Source organism: uncultured Psychrobacter sp. (assembly GCF_947500265.1).
GTDB lineage: Bacteria > Pseudomonadota > Gammaproteobacteria > Pseudomonadales > Moraxellaceae > Psychrobacter.
On record NZ_CANMRN010000003.1, the window covers coordinates 402,759 to 420,026 of the forward strand.

Sequence of the window (17,268 nt, forward strand, 5' to 3'; positions counted from 1 at the left end):
ATCAGGCGGATGTACCCGCTAGTTTAACAAATTTTGGACCTACTGGGGGTGTTATGACATTTACTTACATGCTATTTTGTCAATATTGGGGTTAATTAATGCAAAACACCGCCATTAATCACGCACACTTAAACGTCTTTGATTTTTCTCGACTGTTTTTGCACCGATACCTTTCACTTTTGCTAACTCATTCACCGTCTTAAAATCGCCAAACATGTCACGATATAAAATTATCGCCTGCGCTTTACTGCTGCCGATACCATCTAACGAAACCAGCTCACCTTCATTGGCTCGATTGATATTGATGACTTTCTGCTCACGCGCTTGTGTGATAGCTTTTTCTTTTGCGATTAAATACTCATAGGCACGCTGAGGGTCGTCAAAACAAGGATCTGCATTGGCGTTATTGAGTGCGACTACAGATAATAGGAGACTAAAAGCTGTGGTCGTCAGTAAGTTGGCAAATGAAAATTTACGATGAGCGTTCATGTTGTTTCGCCGCTTCCCACAGTGCATCCATTTCTATTATATCGCTGTCCTCTAACTGCTTGCCAGCAGCAGCCAATTGCGTTTCAATGTAGCCAAAGCGAGATTTAAACTTGTGCACGCAGGTTAAGGTTGCTGTCTCTGCATCCAAATTTAATTTGCGTGCGACATTGACCAGTGCAAACATACAGTCGCCTAATTCTTTTTCAACCTCTCTGATGTTAGCTTTGACCTCAGCTGTAGACTTATCTGTCAGCTCATGTTTTAGCTCAGCAATCTCTTCGTCTAGCTTATCTACGGCACCTGCAATACCTTCCCAATCAAAACCTAACTTTGACGCTTGCTTTTGTACATCTTGCGCCTGCATCAAGGCACTGCCCGCCTTAACCTGATCTAAGCGACGCTTTGATTTACCACGTGCCTCGCGTGCCTGCTGTTCCTCGAGCTTGATTTCATCCCAGCGTACTTTTACTGCCGCATCATCTTTGAGCGTTTCGGCTTCAAATACATGTGGATGACGGCGAACCAGCTTCTCTTGCAAAGTACTGATAACATCACTCATATCAAAGCGCCCTTGCTCCGCATACATCTGACAATGAAACACCACTTGCAGCAGCACATCGCCAAGCTCACCTTTGATGTCTTCATCATCGTCACCTTGTACCGCTTCACCTAGCTCGTAAGCCTCTTCGATGGCATACGGAATAAGGCTATGGTTGGTTTGCTTTTTGTCCCACGGACAGTCTGTTCTTAGTCGTGCCATCAACGCTAACAAATCATCAAGCTGGCCAGTGGCGTCTGGTGTTCCTTGTACTGGTACAGGCACGGTAACTTTATTGTCTGAAATACTCATAAGGGCGGCTCTTATCGTTTTATGTGTTGTTTGCTGATTCGTCTAATAGTTAGTGTATCATTGAACACAGCTTGGCTTATAATTGTGCTACTGACGACTTCATTTTACCACTGCTCATGCGAGAGGAACTTCATCATTATGTCCACTTCTGCGACCACCAGCTATCAACCAACCGCAAAATTCGACCCTATTACTATCAGCTCATTTAAGGCCTATGACATTCGCGGTGAGCTTGGGGTCAATCTCGATGAAGAGATTGCCTACCGTATCGGGCGCGCGTTTGCACAGATCTTATATCAGCGTTATCAGGCAGCGGCTCAAACCCAAGCCGATGATATAGCAAGTCTAAAACCTGCTATCGTTATTGGTAGTGATATTCGCCACTCTAGTGAGCAGTTAAAGCAAGCAGCTATCACAGGTATGATGGATGCAGGCGTTGATGTGATTGACTTGGGTATGAGTGGTACTGAAGAAGTGTATTTTGCCACCAGTCAATATCAGGCGTTAGGTGGTATTGAGGTGACTGCCAGTCATAACCCTATCAACTATAATGGACTAAAATTGGTCAAAGAGTATTCAAAACCAATCAGTGCCGATGATGGTTTGGCAGAGATTCAAGCACTGGCAGAATCTGGGCAGTTCACTACGGATAATCAATCAGGCAAATTGCAGTTATTGACGGATAAAAGCGCGTACATCGATCATGTCATGACTTTTATCAATACTGATAAACTAAAACCACTCAAACTGGTTGTTAATTCAGGCAATGGTAGTGCAGGTCCTGTAGTCGATTTATTAATCGATAAATTAGAACAAGCAGATGCACCGATTGAAGTGATTAAATTGCATCATACACCAGATGGTAGTTTCCCTAACGGCATCCCCAACCCAATGATCGAAGCCAATAGAGTGGCTACCCAGCAAGCCGTTTTGGAAAATAACGCAGATCTTGGCATCGCTTTTGATGGTGACTTTGATCGCTGCTTCCTATTCGATGAACATGGCGAATTTATTGATGGTAGCTATATCGTCGGCATGCTCGCTCAAGCTTTTTTAAACAAATACCCAAGCGAGTCAATCGTCTATGATCCACGAGTAATTTATAATACCGAAGCAGTGATAGAGGAACATAACGGTAGGGCTGTTATTAGTAAATCTGGACACTCATTTATCAAGCAAGTCATGCGTGATTCAGGTGCTGTATATGGCGGTGAAATGTCTGCCCATCACTATTTCCGTGACTTCTTCTATTGCGATAGTGGCATGATTCCATGGTTATTGACCATTGAGCTGTTGTCTATCACGGGTAAAACCTTATCCGAATTGGTCACAGGCTATATTGCCGCCTATCCTAGCTCAGGCGAATTAAACTTTCGTCTCACAACTCATGATGCACCGGCTATCATCAGTGCAATTGAAACCAAATTCAGCAACGAGCAACCAGTTAAATCGACACTCGATGGTTTAAGTCTGAATTTTGGCGAATGGCGCTTCAATTTGCGAGCATCGAATACCGAACCACTTATCAGATTAAATATCGAAAGTCGCGGCGATCAACCGTTACTAGCTGCTAAAACTCAAGAGATAGAGCAATGGCTAGCAACGCAAGGTGCCATACCGGCATAAAGTCATTGACCCAGTAAAAATCATTCTGATTGTCAGTCGAAAAAGGCTCGCTAATGAGTATTAGCGAGCCTTTTTTCTATACACAAAAAACCTTAAATCAAACTATTTAGTTCGACCAATACCCATATAGTCACCTACTAAGCTATTAATTTGTGAGCGTGTCAGGGCATTTTGCGCATCAAATACTGGCATGGCTTGTTGATTGATTTTGCCAATATCTAATTGATCTCTCGGTGACCAACTAACGATGAAAATAGCATGGGTATCGTGAAGATTTTGATAGGGGCTAGTAATCAGCTCAAGCAATGGTTGTTGTTGATAGATCTCGGCAAGCTCGTGCTGTGCTTTTTCACTATAAACCAGTGTGCGAATATTATAAGACCACAGTAATGCTAACAACGGATGGATAGCTGAACCAGCGGTACGTCCTGAACCTGACTTATAACTACCGCCCCAAATCATGACTGTTTTATTATCAATGAACCCATCAAAATACTGCCAGAATTTACGGAATATCAGCTCTTTTTGATCTTCATTAATATGCACAATAGATTGTAATAGAGGCATATCCAAACTGTGTGTGCGGCTTGATTGTTGCAATTTAGCCAGCTCAGTGGGCAAAGTATTACCACCGAAGCCCCACCCTGCTTTTAGATAACTGCTACCTACCCGCTCATCCAATCCCATAATGCGACTGACTTGACTGATATCGACATTTTGACTATCAGCCAAACGTGACATTTCATTCATAAAGCTCACTCTAGTCGCTAACATCGCCATGATACTACTGCGAGCAAACTCTATCGTTGCGATATCAGCATGATGAGTAGCTTGTGCATGCTGCATCAAAGGCTTCAATACATTCAATTGCTGACTGCTACTTGCTGTCTTTTCACCCAGTAGCCATAACGAAGGGTTCAACATCGAGCTATAAGCATCACCGTCTTGTAAGAATACAAATGGCACATAATAGACCCAAGCACGTTGTAAACGCTGAGCCAAATCAGCTACATGGCCTAATTGCTCAATGCCGCTCATAATCACAGGTAGCGCCTGCTGATGGCTTTGATTAAACGCGGTAATCCAACTGTCTTCTGTCCATGCTAGCTTGACACTGTCTAAAAACAACCAATAAAGCGTCACCGTACTTTGAACATCAGTTTTGTCATGGCCTACTGCTTCATAACCTTTTATTAGCATATCGGCACTAGCTGGTAGGGCTTTACTAATAATAACCTGCTGCTGCTCATACATTTGCCATAAGGCTTGCAGATGATGCTCAAAACCATACTGTTGTATCTGCTGCGTCAGTAGCGCCTTGTCTGCACAAAGATGCACACACTGACCAAGACTTGCCAGCACCACTGCACTGGTAATCGCCTCTATACTGTGACCAATAAGCACACAAACTGTAGAATCAGTTAATTGGTTTGGTTCAGATTCATTATTGTATTTATTCATATGGCTACCATCTAAAGCCTTTTCCATGAGCGTGCTTTCCTATATTATTGACGTATCAATACTACTAAGACAGCTGCTTAATACGCTGTAGTAATTGGTCAGTAGATGTATCGAATAGACCTTGAGAGTCTTTCTGGATATGCTGCATAGCATGGTGTACGGACTCTGCCATTTGCTTACCCATCTCGACGCCCCATTGATCAAACGGATTGATATCCCAAATGCTGGCCATGACATAGACCTTATGCTCGTAAAGCGCTATCAATGCGCCTAAGCTATGCGGTGTCAGCTCATCAATCAGTAATGTGGTTGACGGTTGGTTACCACGGTAGTACTTATATTTGTCTGCTTCGGAAACTGTCTGTGGATCGACCAGATCTGTCACAGCAGCATTGCCAAATGCCAATACTCGACTTTGAGCCAAACAGTTGGCTAAAGACAACTCGTGCTGTTGTTGCAATGAGGAATTTTGCGCCTCATCACCGTAGCGACGTACGCAAGCGATAAAGTCACAGGAGACCTGCTGCGTGCCTTGATGTAGCAGCTGATAGAATGCATGTTGCGCATTTGAGCCAATTTCACCCCATAGAATTGGACATGTATCATAGTCAATATGATCCCCATTCCGAGTAACTGACTTGCCATTACTCTCCATCTCTAGCTGAGTTAAATAACTGGGTAAATATCCCAATCGACCGTCATAAGGCAATACGGTATGCGCATTTACTTGTAAAAAAGTACTGTTCCAAACAGCTAGCAAGCCTAACAGTACGGGTAAATTATCAGCAAAATCAGCCTGTGCAAAATGCTCATCCATACTATGAGCACCGCTTAATAAAGCCTTAAAGCCATTCATACCGATACGAATAGCAATGGCAAGGCCAATCGCCGACCATAGAGAAAAGCGACCGCCGACCCATTCCCAAAGCTGCAACTGATGCTCAAGATGAATTCCCCAAGCACTCATTTTTTCACTATTGGCTGAGATGCCGATAAAGTGTCGACGTAATACACTATCCTCTGTACCTGCACGGAGTTTTGCCGTCGCAAGTAGCCAAGATAATGCCGTCTTAGCATTCGATAAAGTGTCAACCGTACCAAAGGATTTGGAAGAAATAATAAATAACGTGGTTTCAGGATTTAAATGCTTGAGCAAGTTATCAAGCTGAGTACCGTCCATATTGGAGACAAAATGCACCTCGATACTGGTATCTGCCCATTCATCAAGCGCTGTAGTTGCCATCAGCGGTCCTAAATCAGAGCCGCCAACCCCAATATTGACAACATCTGTAATTGCCTTGCCAGAAAACCCGCGCCACGTGCCATTGCGCACGCGCTCTGAGAGGCGTGCTACTTGTGCCAAACTATGATGTACATCAGCGACGATATTTTGTCCATCGACTTGTAATGTCTCTGTCTCTGGCAATCGTAATGCTGTGTGCAATGCAGCACGCTGCTCGCTGGTATTTACCATCGCCCCTTGTAGTAACGAATCAATACGAGCATCCAGCTCACAACTATCGGCTAAGCTCAGTAAGTTAAACAATACTGTCTGATCGATACGCTGCTTACTAAAGTCCATATACAGCGCACCAGCCTGCACACTAAAATGCTTGGCACGCTTATCATCTTGCGCAAATAGCTGTGCAAGCGACCATGGATGCTTTGCAAGCGTTTGTAGTTGCTGCCAGTATTTAGAATGTCGAGCACTGCTATATGCCTTATCGCCCTTTATCTTATTCATCAGCTATTCATCATCTGCTAATTGCTGCTCGGCAAAGTAGATGAATGCCTGCATATACGAGCGCATATCGCCTGCATCATAGCTATCACCACGCATGGTCGTGACATGGACACCATATTCACTAATGAGCGCGTCAATCGCATCTGTCAGCTGAATCTCACCACCGACAGATGCTTTAGTATTGGCTAGATAATCAAATATCTTATTGCTAAATATATAGCGCCCTACCACAGCCAGATTTGAAGGAGTATCAGCTAAATTAGGCTTTTCTACAAAACCAGCCACTTTAAAGCTAGCATTAATATTTATTTCTTCATCAATGTCATTAGTATCGCTGATCTTTTCATCTAGTTGAGCAATACCGTATTTATGTACGTCTTCATCCGCTACTTGATCAACCAATATCTGTGAGTGACCATCTGTAGCAAACTGATCTAACATAAAAGCCAAATTGTCAGCTGACATATCAGTGGTAAATGGATCAAGCACGACATCAGGCAATAATACGGCAAAATCATGCTCACCAATGATTGGTCGCGCTGCCAGTACTGCATGTCCCAAACCTAACGCCTTACCTTGACGTATCATCGACACAGTCACATCTTCTGGCAACCAATTTAAGCTATCAGCCAACTCATCTTTGCCTTTATGACGTAATTGATTATCCAATTCAGCATTGATATCAAAGTAGTTTTCTATCGCGCTTTTTTGTGCATGACCGACCAAGACAATATGCTTAATACCCGCAGCGATAGCCTCTTCAACCACGTAGTGAATAGCAGGACGATTGCCAAGCGGTAACAACTCTTTTGGCACAGATTTCGACAATGGCAACATACGGGTGCCAAAGCCTGCAACAGGAATAACGGCGTGAGTGATTTTTTTCATATAAATAAGACTGTTTCAAAAGTTAAGTGAGAATAAGGTAGTAAATAAACGATGATAGCTTAACAAATATCAAGATACATTATATCCATTTGGGTTCATGCTCTGCCAACGCCATGTATCTCGACACATATCAGCAATCGATAATTCAGCTTGCCACCCTAACAGTGTTTTCGCTTTATAGGCACTGGCATAGCAACTGGCGATATCCCCTGCACGACGTTGTGCAAACTGATAAGGAATAGCCTGTCCAGATACCTCAGAAAATGCAGATACCAATTCTAATACAGACGTACCTTTGCCAGTACCTAAGTTAATAGGTAAAAAACCTACTGAGTTTTGCATCGTGCTATCTTCATTTAGACTGATTTTTTTATCTAGATAATTTAGTGCAGCCACATGACCTTGAGCCAAATCAGTGACATGAATAAAGTCACGGACACCTGTTCCATCGACAGTAGGATAATCATTACCAAAGATACTGAGCTTATCAAGTTTGCCGACGGCCACTTGAGAAATATAAGGCATCAAGTTGTTAGGAATGGCATTAGGGTCTTCGCCAATCTGTCCTGATGGATGCGCGCCTACTGGATTAAAGTATCTAAGAGCAATCAGGTTCCAGCTGCCATCAGACACCGCTAAGTCTTCTAATATATGCTCGACAGCAAGCTTACTTTGTCCATAAGGATTGGTACAAGAACGCTTCGAGCTCTCATCGATGGGTAAGGATTCAGGATCACCATAGACAGTGGCAGATGATGAAAAAACTATATTCTTAACGCTATACTCTGCCATAACTTCTAATAAGGTTATGGTGCCGCTGACATTGTTATTGTAATACAGCAATGGCTTTGCTACTGACTCCCCAACTGCTTTTAACCCAGCAAAGTGAATCACGCCAAAGAATTCATGTGAAGCAAAAACTTGTCTTAGCATTTCAGCATCGCGGATATCCCCTTCGATAAACTCAATTGTTTGTCCAATAAGCGTAGAGACACGGTTAATTGCTTCACGGCTACTATTAGATAGGTTATCGTATACCACAACTTCATAACCTGCTTCATGCAATGCTATACAAGTATGCGAACCGATATATCCAGCACCGCCAGTAACTAGTATCTTGTTTTTCATAAGAGATTCAGATATAAAAAAGACACCCCATTTTAGGGGTGTCTTATCAGTAATTCAATAGAGTTTTAGTAGTTAGTAGACTAATGCCTATCTTACCAACCAGTAACTTCTTTTAGCTTATCGCCAAGTTTAGATGGGTCACGTGTGTACGCGATACCAGCATCTTCAAACGCTTTGAACTTCTCTTCAGCAGTACCTTGACCACCAGAGATGATAGCGCCAGCATGACCCATACGCTTACCTTCTGGAGCAGTAACACCAGCGATATAACCAACCACTGGCTTAGTTACATGGTCTTTGATGTAAGCAGCAGCTTCTTCTTCAGCAGTACCACCAATCTCACCGATTAGGATGATAGCTTCAGTTTGTGGATCAGCTTCAAACAGTTTCAATGCGTCAATCTGGTTCATACCAGGGATAGGATCACCACCGATACCGATACAAGTTGACTGACCAAAACCAAGCTTAGTAGTTTGAGCTACGGCTTCATAAGTCAACGTACCAGAGCGTGAGATGATACCTACTTTACCTGGCTGATGGATATGGCCTGGCATGATGCCGATTTTGCATTGACCTGGAGTGATAACGCCTGGGCAGTTAGGACCAACTAAACGCACGTCGCCAGCTTCTTCAAGATAGCGTTTTGCTTTTAGCATATCGATAGTCGGTACGCCTTCAGTGATCACAACGATCAACTTAACGCCAGCATCGATTGCTTCAACGATAGAATCTAGTACAAATGGTGCTGGTACGTAGATAACAGAAGCGTCAGCTTGAGTCGCTTCCATGGCCTCGCTCATAGTGTTGAATACTGGTAGGCCTAGGTGCGTTTGACCGCCTTTACCTGGCGTTACACCACCAACTACTTTTGTACCGTATTCGATGGCTTGTTCAGAATGGAACGTACCATTTTTACCAGTAAAACCTTGTACCAATACTTTGGTATCTTTATCGATTAATACACTCATTATATTTTCCTTGTATTCGGTTGTCTTGTAACAGTGGCCTTTATAACTATTGTTATCTAATTTTAATAACCAATCTTTATTATAAATAACCACTATTACGATTTGACTACTATGCTTAAGCGCCTATCTCTAAACGCTTATATTTAAAGACTTACGCTTTAACAGCATCGACAATTTTTTGAGCCGCGTCAGATAAACCTTGAGCTGAAATCAATTTCAGACCAGACTCTTCTAGGATTTGTGCGCCTAGCTCAGCGTTGTTACCTTCTAAACGAACAACAACTGGTACTTGTACGTCAACTTCTTTAATAGCAGCGATAATAGCTTCTGCAATCATGTCACAACGTACGATACCGCCGAAGATGTTGATTAGAACGCCTTCAACACTGCTGTCTTCTAGGATAATTTTGAACGCTTCAACAACGCGATCTTTAGTTGCGCCGCCGCCAACGTCCAAGAAGTTAGCAGGCTTGCCGCCATACAATTTGATGATGTCCATGGTCGCCATTGCAAGACCAGCACCGTTAACCATACAACCGATGTTACCTTCTAGAGCAACATAGTTTAGGTCAAATTCAGCTGCTTTAAGCTCACGCTCGTTCTCTTGAGTCTTGTCTTGTAGCGCTGCGATTTTTGGCAGACGATATAGTGCGTTTGAGTCGATACCGATTTTGCCATCAACACAAACGATTTCGCCATTTTCACGAACAGCTAATGGGTTGATTTCCATTAGAGCAAAGTCGTTTTCAACGAATGCTTTATAAGCGCCAGTCATCAATTTAACGAATTGATTGATTTGCTTACCTTCTAGACCAAGTTTGAACGCAACGTCGCGCGCTTGGAAAGGCATTAAACCAACTAAAGGATCAACATTTACTTTAAAGATTTTTTCTGGAGTGCTGTGTGCTACTTCTTCGATATCTACACCACCTTCGGTAGATGCCATGAAAGTTACACGACGAGTTGCACGATCAACGACTGCGCCAAGATATAGCTCAGTTTGTACTGGATACATATCTTCTGCAACTAATACGAAGTTTACTGGCTGGCCATCAGCATCAGTCTGGAACGTTACTAGGTTAGTACCGATCAGCTCTTCAGCAACTTGCTTAGCTTCTTCACGAGTTTTAACCAGCTTTACACCACCAGCTTTACCGCGACCACCAGCATGTACTTGCGCTTTAATTACCGCAATGTCAGTTGGGGTTTTATCAAAAGCTGCAGCAGCTTCTTCGCCGTTATGAGCGATAATGCCTTCTTGAATTGGCAAACCGTAGCTTTTTAATAGCTCTTTTGCTTGATACTCATGTAAATTCATTGATTGTATCCTTTATTTTTTACAATTAATAAAAAGTGAAATCAAGTGCGTACATACACATACTAATCATACGTCTGACGCACTCATGATTGTGGTATCACCAAGATAGCGATACCCCAATCAGGTTGTAAATCGATAATAACTAAACGAGCAACTACTTATTTCTTACGCTTTTTGCGCTGGATAGCGTGAATAGCACGACCATCTGCAGATAGAGCAGCTTCATGTACTGCTTCTGAAATAGTTGGATGAGCAAACGTCATCAACTGCAAGTCTTCAATGCTAGAAACAAATTCCATCGCGATCATACCTTGATGGACGATATCACCAGCACCAGCAGCGATAGCATGCATACCTAATAGACGATCTGTTTTCGCATCAGCAACTACTTTTACAGAACCTTGCGCTTCGCTTTGCGCTAATGCACGACCGTTAGCAGCTAAGTTGAAAGAACCTGTTTTAACTTCATAGCCAGCTTCTTCAGCTTCTTGCTCAGTCAAACCTACCCATGCGATTTCTGGATGAGTATAAATGACATTGATGATAGTGTCATAGTTAACTTGAGGTTTTTCGCCATGAATACGCTCAACAGCCATCATGCCTTCTTCCATAGCTTTATGCGCAAGCATAGGACCACGGACCAAATCACCGATAGCATAAACGCCATCAAGATTGGTTTTGCACTGGTCATTAACATCGATAAGGCCACGTTCAGTCAACGTGATACCGCTGTCTTCGCCAAGCAGTTTTTCAGAATAAGCGCGACGACCAACACAAACGATCAGCTTGTCGAAGCTCTCTTCAGAAGACTCGCCTTTGCTTTCGCTAGTGACGACAACTTGGTCACCTTGTACTTCAGCATTGGTTACTTTGGTATCGACACGGATATCAAGACCTTGCTTCTTCAGCATTTTTCCGGCTTCTTTTGAGATGTCTTTGTCAGCAGCAGCTAAGAAGCTAGGAAGTGCTTCATATACCACTACTTCTGCACCTAGACGACGCCATACTGAACCAAGCTCAAGACCGATAACACCAGCACCGATAACGCCTAGACGCTTAGGTACTTCAGTGAAATCAAGTGCGCCAGTTGAATCAACAATGCGGTCACCGTCAGTTTTGGCAACAGGAATCTCGATAGGCACAGAACCTGCCGCAAGAATGACGTTCTTAGCAGTGATCGTCGTTTCGCTTTCATCTTCTAGAGCAGTAAATTTGACTTTTTTGTCAGCGCCTTTACCGTCGACCAATGTGCCCCAGCCTTGTAGCCAGTCAACACCATTGCCTTTTAGCAACGCAGCAACACCACCAGTCAACTGCTTAACAATACCTTCTTTACGCTCTATCATTTTTTCGATATTGATAGCAACGTCACCAGTACTGATACCGTGTTCGTCAAGGTCATGCTTAGTAGCTTCGTAACGATGTGAGCTGTCAAGTAGGGCTTTTGATGGGATACAACCAACGTTTAAGCAAGTACCACCAAGTGCTGGCTCGCCTTTATAAACGCGCTTTTCGATACAAGCAACACTCATACCAAGCTGGCCTGCACGAATAGCTGCTTCGTAACCACCAGGACCGCCGCCGATGACGACTAAATCATAATTGTCTTTCATAGTACGTTCCTATTTTTAATTGTATGTGTCATTTAAACTGGTTGTTATCTCGCTGATAGATCAGCGTTATCTACACTGGATAGTTAATACACTATATCAATGAGATAGACTCACTCATCGATAATCGATAGCGAGTCACCATTATTAAATTTATTTAAATACAGTTATCAGCGCATCAAGTGATCACTGATTCATAAAAATCATTATCTATACCAAAGTTAAAAAGCTTGTATCAGCGGTTGCCAATACAAGCTTAAAAGCTTACAGGTCTAGTAGTAGCATTGCAGGGTCTTCGACCAACTCTTTGATAGTTACCAAGAACTGTACTGCTTCTTTACCATCGATCATACGATGGTCATAAGATAGCGCTAGGTACATCATTGGTAAGATTTCAACTTTGCCATCGACTGCCATTGGGCGATCATTGATAGCATGCATACCTAGGATAGCAGTTTGTGGTGGGTTCAAGATAGGTGTTGACATCAATGAACCAAATACACCACCGTTAGAGATAGTGAAAGTACCGCCAGTCATGTCTTCTAGACCAAGCTTACCTTGCTGTGCTTTACCGCCAAACTCACGGATTGTGCTTTCAACGTCAGCCATACTCATGCGATCAGTATCACGTAGTACTGGAACAACCAAGCCACGATCTGAAGATACTGCTACACCGATATCATAGAAACCATGATAAACAATGTCATCGCCATCTAGTGAAGCGTTTACTGCTGGGAAGCGTTTTAGCGCTTCTGTCGCTGCTTTTACGAATAACGACATAAAGCCTAAACGTACGCCATGACGTTTTTCAAACTTCTCTTTGTACTTAGCGCGCATGTCCATCAATGGCTTCATGTTCACTTCGTTAAACGTCGTCAACATCGCAGTATCTTGTGATGCTGATAATAGACGCTCAGCAACACGCTTACGAAGACGAGTCATTGGAACACGTTTTTCAGTACGCTCACCCATCGATTCAGCAACTGGACGGCCGCTATCAGACTTGATACTGCTGTCTGATTTCAATGTTGGATTAGCCATATCAGTTTTGGTTACACGACCACCGCGACCGCTACCTTCAACTTCTTTAGGATCTACGCCTGACTCTTTTGCTGCTTTACGAACTGCTGGGCTTTGATCTTTATGATCAGCTTCGCCTTTCTTATCTGTTGCTTGAACAGGCTCGCCACCATCAGCAGCTTGCTTTGCTTGAACTGGCGCAGCTGGTTGGTCTGGATCTACTGCTGGCGCTTCTTCTGCACTAGCACCAGCACTTGCACCGGCTTCAAACTGAGCGATAAGCTCATCAGACAATACAGTATCGTCAACTTGCTTTACGATTTTGGTCAATACACCATCATCAGGTGCTACAACTTCTAATACAACTTTATCAGTTTCAATTTCAGCCAATAGGTCATCACGATTAACTTGTTGACCTTCAGTGACGTGCCACTCAACGATTGTGCCATCGGCAACCGATTCTGGAAAAACGGGGGCTTTGATGTCAGCCATCGATATACTCCTTAGATTTGGATATTCATACTTATTATTAAGTCGTGATAGGCAGTCAGTAGTTTTCTAATAACTTTGCTTATATTTTATTAAAAAACACTGACTGTCATCGCCTGATTCATTTATCTTCTATAATCTTTGATTAGACAAGGTGTTACTGAGCTAATTCATCAACACTTATGCCAAGGCCACCAGCAATGAGTGCTTGCTGTTGTTGAGCATGCAGTTTCGGTGATCCTGTTGCAGGGGCTGCACTAGGAGGACGCGCTACTGGCTCCATGACTTTTGCTTTGGTTGGGTGCGGTACGACAATACGGAACATATGCGGTGCTAAATAGTACCAAGCGCCTTGGTTCAATGGCTCTTCTTGCGTCCATACGATTTCAGTTAGGTTGCTGTATTTTTCGATTTCAGCGATTAAGCGAGTCTCTGGCAATGGATACAATTGCTCAATACGAACGATAGCCACATGATCAAGACCTAATGCACGGCGCTGCTCTAATAAGTCATAATAAACCTTACCACCACATAGAACCATACGAGTCACTTTATCTGCGTTGTGATCATCCATCTCTGGCAATACCGTCTCAAACTTACCATTAGCAAGCTCTTCTAGATTAGAAGTCGCTAGCTTATGACGCAATAAGCTCTTTGGTGACATAACGATCAACGGCTTACGGATAGGACGTACTGCCTGACGACGTAATGCATGATAAATTTGCGCAGGAGTCGTTGGCGTAATAACCTGCATGTTGTCTTCAGCACATAGCTGTAAGAAGCGCTCTAGACGTGCAGATGAATGCTCAGGGCCTTGACCTTCAAAGCCATGTGGTAACAACATCGTCAAACCACAAACACGCTGCCATTTGGTCTCGCCGCTTGAGATAAACTGGTCAATCACAACCTGAGCACCGTTAACGAAATCACCAAACTGTGCTTCCCAAACGATCAATGCGTTCGGTACGGTGGTCGCATAGCCATATTCAAAGGCTAGTACCGCTTCTTCTGACAACAATGAATTGTAAGTAGCAAAGCGTGCTTGATTTTCGCTCAAATGAGACAACGGCACATACATGCTGCCATCATTGACATTGTATATTTCACTATGACGATGTGAGAAAGTACCACGGCCTACATCTTCACCAGTAATACGTACTAGTACGCCGTCGTTATCGACCAATGATGCATACGCCAATGTCTCAGCTGCACCCCAGTTAAGAGGCTCTTCGCCCGTTTGCATCGCTAGACGCTGCTCAACGACTTTTTGAACCTGACGCTGTAGCTTATAACCTTCTGGCATTTCGGCCATACGGCGTCCATAGCCTTTAAGCTTTTCAATATCAACACTGGTATCCCAGTCATCAACCAAGTCATGACCTAGATAAGGTTTCCAATCTACAAATAACTGCTCGTTAGGCTCTTGAACCAATGAGCTAACAACATAATCACCACGGTCTAACGACTCACGATAATCATCTTCGTACTGTTTCTCTTCTTCGGCATTCAAGATACCTTCTGCGATAAGTTTTTGCGCATAAAGAGTACGAGTAGTCGGAAGCTTCTTAATAACAGCGTACATCAATGGCTGAGTTGCAGATGGCTCATCTGCCTCGTTATGGCCATTACGGCGATAGCAGAACAAATCAATGATGATGTCTTTGTCAAACTTATGACGATAATCTAATGCTAACTGAGCGGCAAATACGACTGCTTCAGGATCATCACCGTTTACATGTAGGATAGGAGCATGAACCATCTTGGCAACGTCAGTACAATATTCAGTTGAACGAACATCTTCTTGACGGCTAGTAGTAAAGCCAACTTGGTTATTAATCACGATATGCACAGTACCGCCAGTGGTATAAGCACGGGTCTGTGACATTTGGAAAGTTTCTTGAACCACACCTTGACCAGCAAAAGCAGCATCACCATGAATCACGATAGGTAATACTGAATTACCACCAGTATTATCTAGTAATGGCTGATCATTACGACGTACTTGACGGGCACGTACTGAGCCTTGTAGTACTGGCGCGACAATTTCAAGATGCGATGGGTTAAATGCTAAAGCCAAATGCGCTTCGCCACCTGGTGTCATCACATTAGATGAAAAACCATTGTGGTATTTAACGTCACCTGAGCCTTTTTCTGGCTGTACTTTACCATCAAACTCATCAAACAAGTCTGCAGGGTTTTTACCTAAAATGTTGACTAATAGGTTTAGACGGCCACGGTGAGCCATACCAATGACCATTTCTTTGGTGCCATATCCACCAGCACGTTGAATGATTTCATTGATCGCAGGAATAAAGCTTTCACCACCTTCCAAACCAAAACGTTTAACACCCGTATATTTACGAGCAAGATATTTTTCTAGACCTTCGGCCGCCGTTAAACGCTCAAGAATAGATAAACGTTTTTCTTTATCGAATTTGATATAGCCTAGATTGGTTTCTAGGTATTCTTCCATCCAGCGTTTTTCTGTACTGGTGGTAACGTGCATATACTCGACACCGATATGACCACAGTAAACACGTTCCATGATTTCGATGATTTCGCGCAATGTCGCTTCATCTTTACCAATGACTAAATCATTGGTCGGGAATACGGTATCGAGATCAGCTTCTGACAAATTATGATAAGCAAGCGTTAAGTCTTCTACTTCTGCACGTGGATGCAAATCTAAAGGATCAAGCTTGGCACGGCGATGACCGCGACGACGGTATGCTGAGATTAATTGCTGTACGCCCATCTGCTTAGGATCACAGTTGGCAGAGCTGCTAGAGTCGGTATCAGTACTACTACTTTTATTTGCCGTTTGATTACGAGCAAGTAGTAAGAACTGATCTTTGATAGCGTTGTGCTGAGCATCGTTCTGCGACTTATACTGTTCAAAGTATGTTTGCCAGTCAGTATCAACACTATCAGGGTCTGTTAGGTATTGCTCGTAGAGAGCTTCTATATAGTTGGCGTTATCGGCAGCCAGTTCGGTATGTACTTGGCCAGATTTTTCTTTGGTTATACTATTCATAATAATCGTCTATTTGATAGATAAATGAATGGAATCGTGCTTATTATTGTGTCAGTCGTTGTATGCTCAGGTAGTTAGACAATGTGTCATATCCTGTTAAATACTGTTCGATAAAACACTTTTATCCCTAAGTATTGCCATCACCATAGAATATTGCTGTCATTGTCTACAAGAGCAAGTGATGCTAAATAGTGGTAACAAGTCTTATTGCAATACCCGTCTAAAAATAAAACTATTTGTGAACGCTCAGTTTTCTTATCTAGCTCGTTTCACAACATTAATTTATATATACTTCTTTGAGTCATAACCAATCCATTAATGATAAGCTATTAATAGATAATTATATTTTCAGCTAACCTATAAACTGGTTATTGATGCTGAATTACTCTAAATTTGCTGATAAATCCTGCCTTTTCAGACAGACATACATTGCTGTATAGATTATCATGCCCATTTTTTGCGACATAGTTTGTTTGTTCAATACTAGGTATTTATGTAATGAATATCTATCATCAATTATAAACGCATAATCATTGTGCGCATAGTATTTTAGCCTGATAATGTCATATTCTGCTCAAACGGCACATATTAATCGTCAAAAAGACGCTTTGATCATCTCATCAAATACCAAATACAATTATAC

12 protein-coding genes are annotated in these 17,268 nt (G+C 42.7%); 1 reads left to right on the forward strand and 11 read right to left on the reverse strand.

All coding sequences use genetic code 11. The annotated features are described in order from the left end of the window. Window positions 1–114: 114 nt before the first annotated feature. Complete coding sequence (locus Q0788_RS06625) at window positions 115–489, reverse strand: ComEA family DNA-binding protein (protein ID WP_298808915.1); 375 nt, start codon at window positions 487–489, stop codon at window positions 115–117. Next, complete coding sequence (gene mazG, locus Q0788_RS06630) at window positions 473–1,339, reverse strand: nucleoside triphosphate pyrophosphohydrolase (RefSeq protein ID WP_298808917.1); 867 nt, start codon at window positions 1,337–1,339, stop codon at window positions 473–475. Before mazG ends, Q0788_RS06625 begins: the two co-directional genes overlap by 17 nt. A gap of 138 nt (window positions 1,340–1,477) precedes the next feature. Between mazG and Q0788_RS06635 the strand changes: the two genes are divergently transcribed. Then, complete coding sequence (locus Q0788_RS06635; protein ID WP_298808918.1) at window positions 1,478–2,965, forward strand: phosphomannomutase CpsG; 1,488 nt, start codon at window positions 1,478–1,480, stop codon at window positions 2,963–2,965. Window positions 2,966–3,067: 102 nt separating this feature from the next. On the opposite strand, the gene Q0788_RS06640 is transcribed toward Q0788_RS06635, so the two are convergent. The 9 genes from Q0788_RS06640 to Q0788_RS06680 all read right to left on the reverse strand — a co-directional run bounded on the left by Q0788_RS06640 (window position 3,068) and on the right by Q0788_RS06680 (window position 16,625). Beyond that, window positions 3,068–4,453 carry a UDP-glucose/GDP-mannose dehydrogenase family protein gene (locus Q0788_RS06640; protein ID WP_298808919.1) on the reverse strand — a complete coding sequence of 462 codons (1,386 nt, stop codon included), beginning with the start codon at window positions 4,451–4,453 and terminating at the stop codon, window positions 3,068–3,070. Between the two features lie 37 nt (window positions 4,454–4,490). After that, window positions 4,491–6,170: a glucose-6-phosphate isomerase gene (gene pgi, locus Q0788_RS06645; protein ID WP_298808920.1), complete on the reverse strand. Its 1,680-nt coding sequence runs from the start codon at window positions 6,168–6,170 to the stop codon at window positions 4,491–4,493. A gap of 3 nt (window positions 6,171–6,173) precedes the next feature. Continuing rightward, the gene (locus tag Q0788_RS06650) at window positions 6,174–7,058 is read right to left on the reverse strand and encodes a UTP--glucose-1-phosphate uridylyltransferase (RefSeq protein WP_298808921.1); all 885 of its coding nucleotides are present in this window, start codon (window positions 7,056–7,058) and stop codon (window positions 6,174–6,176) included. Between the two features lie 69 nt (window positions 7,059–7,127). After that, window positions 7,128–8,186 (reverse strand): UDP-glucose 4-epimerase GalE, encoded by a 1,059-nt coding sequence (gene galE, locus Q0788_RS06655; protein WP_298808922.1) that lies wholly within the window; start codon window positions 8,184–8,186, stop codon window positions 7,128–7,130. 92 nt (window positions 8,187–8,278) lie between these two features. Then, entirely contained in the window at window positions 8,279–9,154 is an 876-nt protein-coding gene (gene sucD, locus Q0788_RS06660; RefSeq protein ID WP_298808923.1) for a succinate--CoA ligase subunit alpha, read from the reverse strand. Between the two features lie 151 nt (window positions 9,155–9,305). Beyond that, window positions 9,306–10,472 carry an ADP-forming succinate--CoA ligase subunit beta gene (gene sucC / locus Q0788_RS06665; protein ID WP_057757869.1) on the reverse strand — a complete coding sequence of 389 codons (1,167 nt, stop codon included), beginning with the start codon at window positions 10,470–10,472 and terminating at the stop codon, window positions 9,306–9,308. A 158-nt stretch (window positions 10,473–10,630) separates the two neighbouring features. Beyond that, a complete protein-coding gene (lpdA, locus tag Q0788_RS06670; RefSeq protein WP_298808924.1) occupies window positions 10,631–12,085 on the reverse strand; it encodes a dihydrolipoyl dehydrogenase in 1,455 nt (484 codons plus the stop codon). A 261-nt stretch (window positions 12,086–12,346) separates the two neighbouring features. Beyond that, entirely contained in the window at window positions 12,347–13,594 is a 1,248-nt protein-coding gene (odhB, locus tag Q0788_RS06675; protein WP_101204629.1) for a 2-oxoglutarate dehydrogenase complex dihydrolipoyllysine-residue succinyltransferase, read from the reverse strand. Between the two features lie 154 nt (window positions 13,595–13,748). Beyond that, window positions 13,749–16,625 (reverse strand): 2-oxoglutarate dehydrogenase E1 component, encoded by a 2,877-nt coding sequence (locus tag Q0788_RS06680; protein ID WP_102092685.1) that lies wholly within the window; start codon window positions 16,623–16,625, stop codon window positions 13,749–13,751. Window positions 16,626–17,268 lie beyond the last annotated feature (643 nt).

Bases quoted from the DNA above. Each gene is read 5' to 3' on its own strand.
- Q0788_RS06650 (WP_298808921.1), bottom strand. From the start codon at position 7,058: ATGAAAAAAATCACTCACGCCGTTATTCCTGTTGCAGGCTTTGGCACC.
- Q0788_RS06680 (WP_102092685.1), bottom strand. From the start codon at position 16,625: ATGAATAGTATAACCAAAGAAAAATCTGGCCAAGTACATACCGAACTG.
- Q0788_RS06635 (WP_298808918.1), top strand. From the start codon at position 1,478: ATGTCCACTTCTGCGACCACCAGCTATCAACCAACCGCAAAATTCGAC.
- lpdA (WP_298808924.1), bottom strand. From the start codon at position 12,085: ATGAAAGACAATTATGATTTAGTCGTCATCGGCGGCGGTCCTGGTGGT.
- Q0788_RS06625 (WP_298808915.1), bottom strand. From the start codon at position 489: ATGAACGCTCATCGTAAATTTTCATTTGCCAACTTACTGACGACCACA.
- odhB (WP_101204629.1), bottom strand. From the start codon at position 13,594: ATGGCTGACATCAAAGCCCCCGTTTTTCCAGAATCGGTTGCCGATGGC.
- sucC (WP_057757869.1), bottom strand. From the start codon at position 10,472: ATGAATTTACATGAGTATCAAGCAAAAGAGCTATTAAAAAGCTACGGT.
- galE (WP_298808922.1), bottom strand. From the start codon at position 8,186: ATGAAAAACAAGATACTAGTTACTGGCGGTGCTGGATATATCGGTTCG.
- sucD (WP_298808923.1), bottom strand. From the start codon at position 9,154: ATGAGTGTATTAATCGATAAAGATACCAAAGTATTGGTACAAGGTTTT.
- pgi (WP_298808920.1), bottom strand. From the start codon at position 6,170: ATGAATAAGATAAAGGGCGATAAGGCATATAGCAGTGCTCGACATTCT.
- mazG (WP_298808917.1), bottom strand. From the start codon at position 1,339: ATGAGTATTTCAGACAATAAAGTTACCGTGCCTGTACCAGTACAAGGA.
- Q0788_RS06640 (WP_298808919.1), bottom strand. From the start codon at position 4,453: ATGGAAAAGGCTTTAGATGGTAGCCATATGAATAAATACAATAATGAA.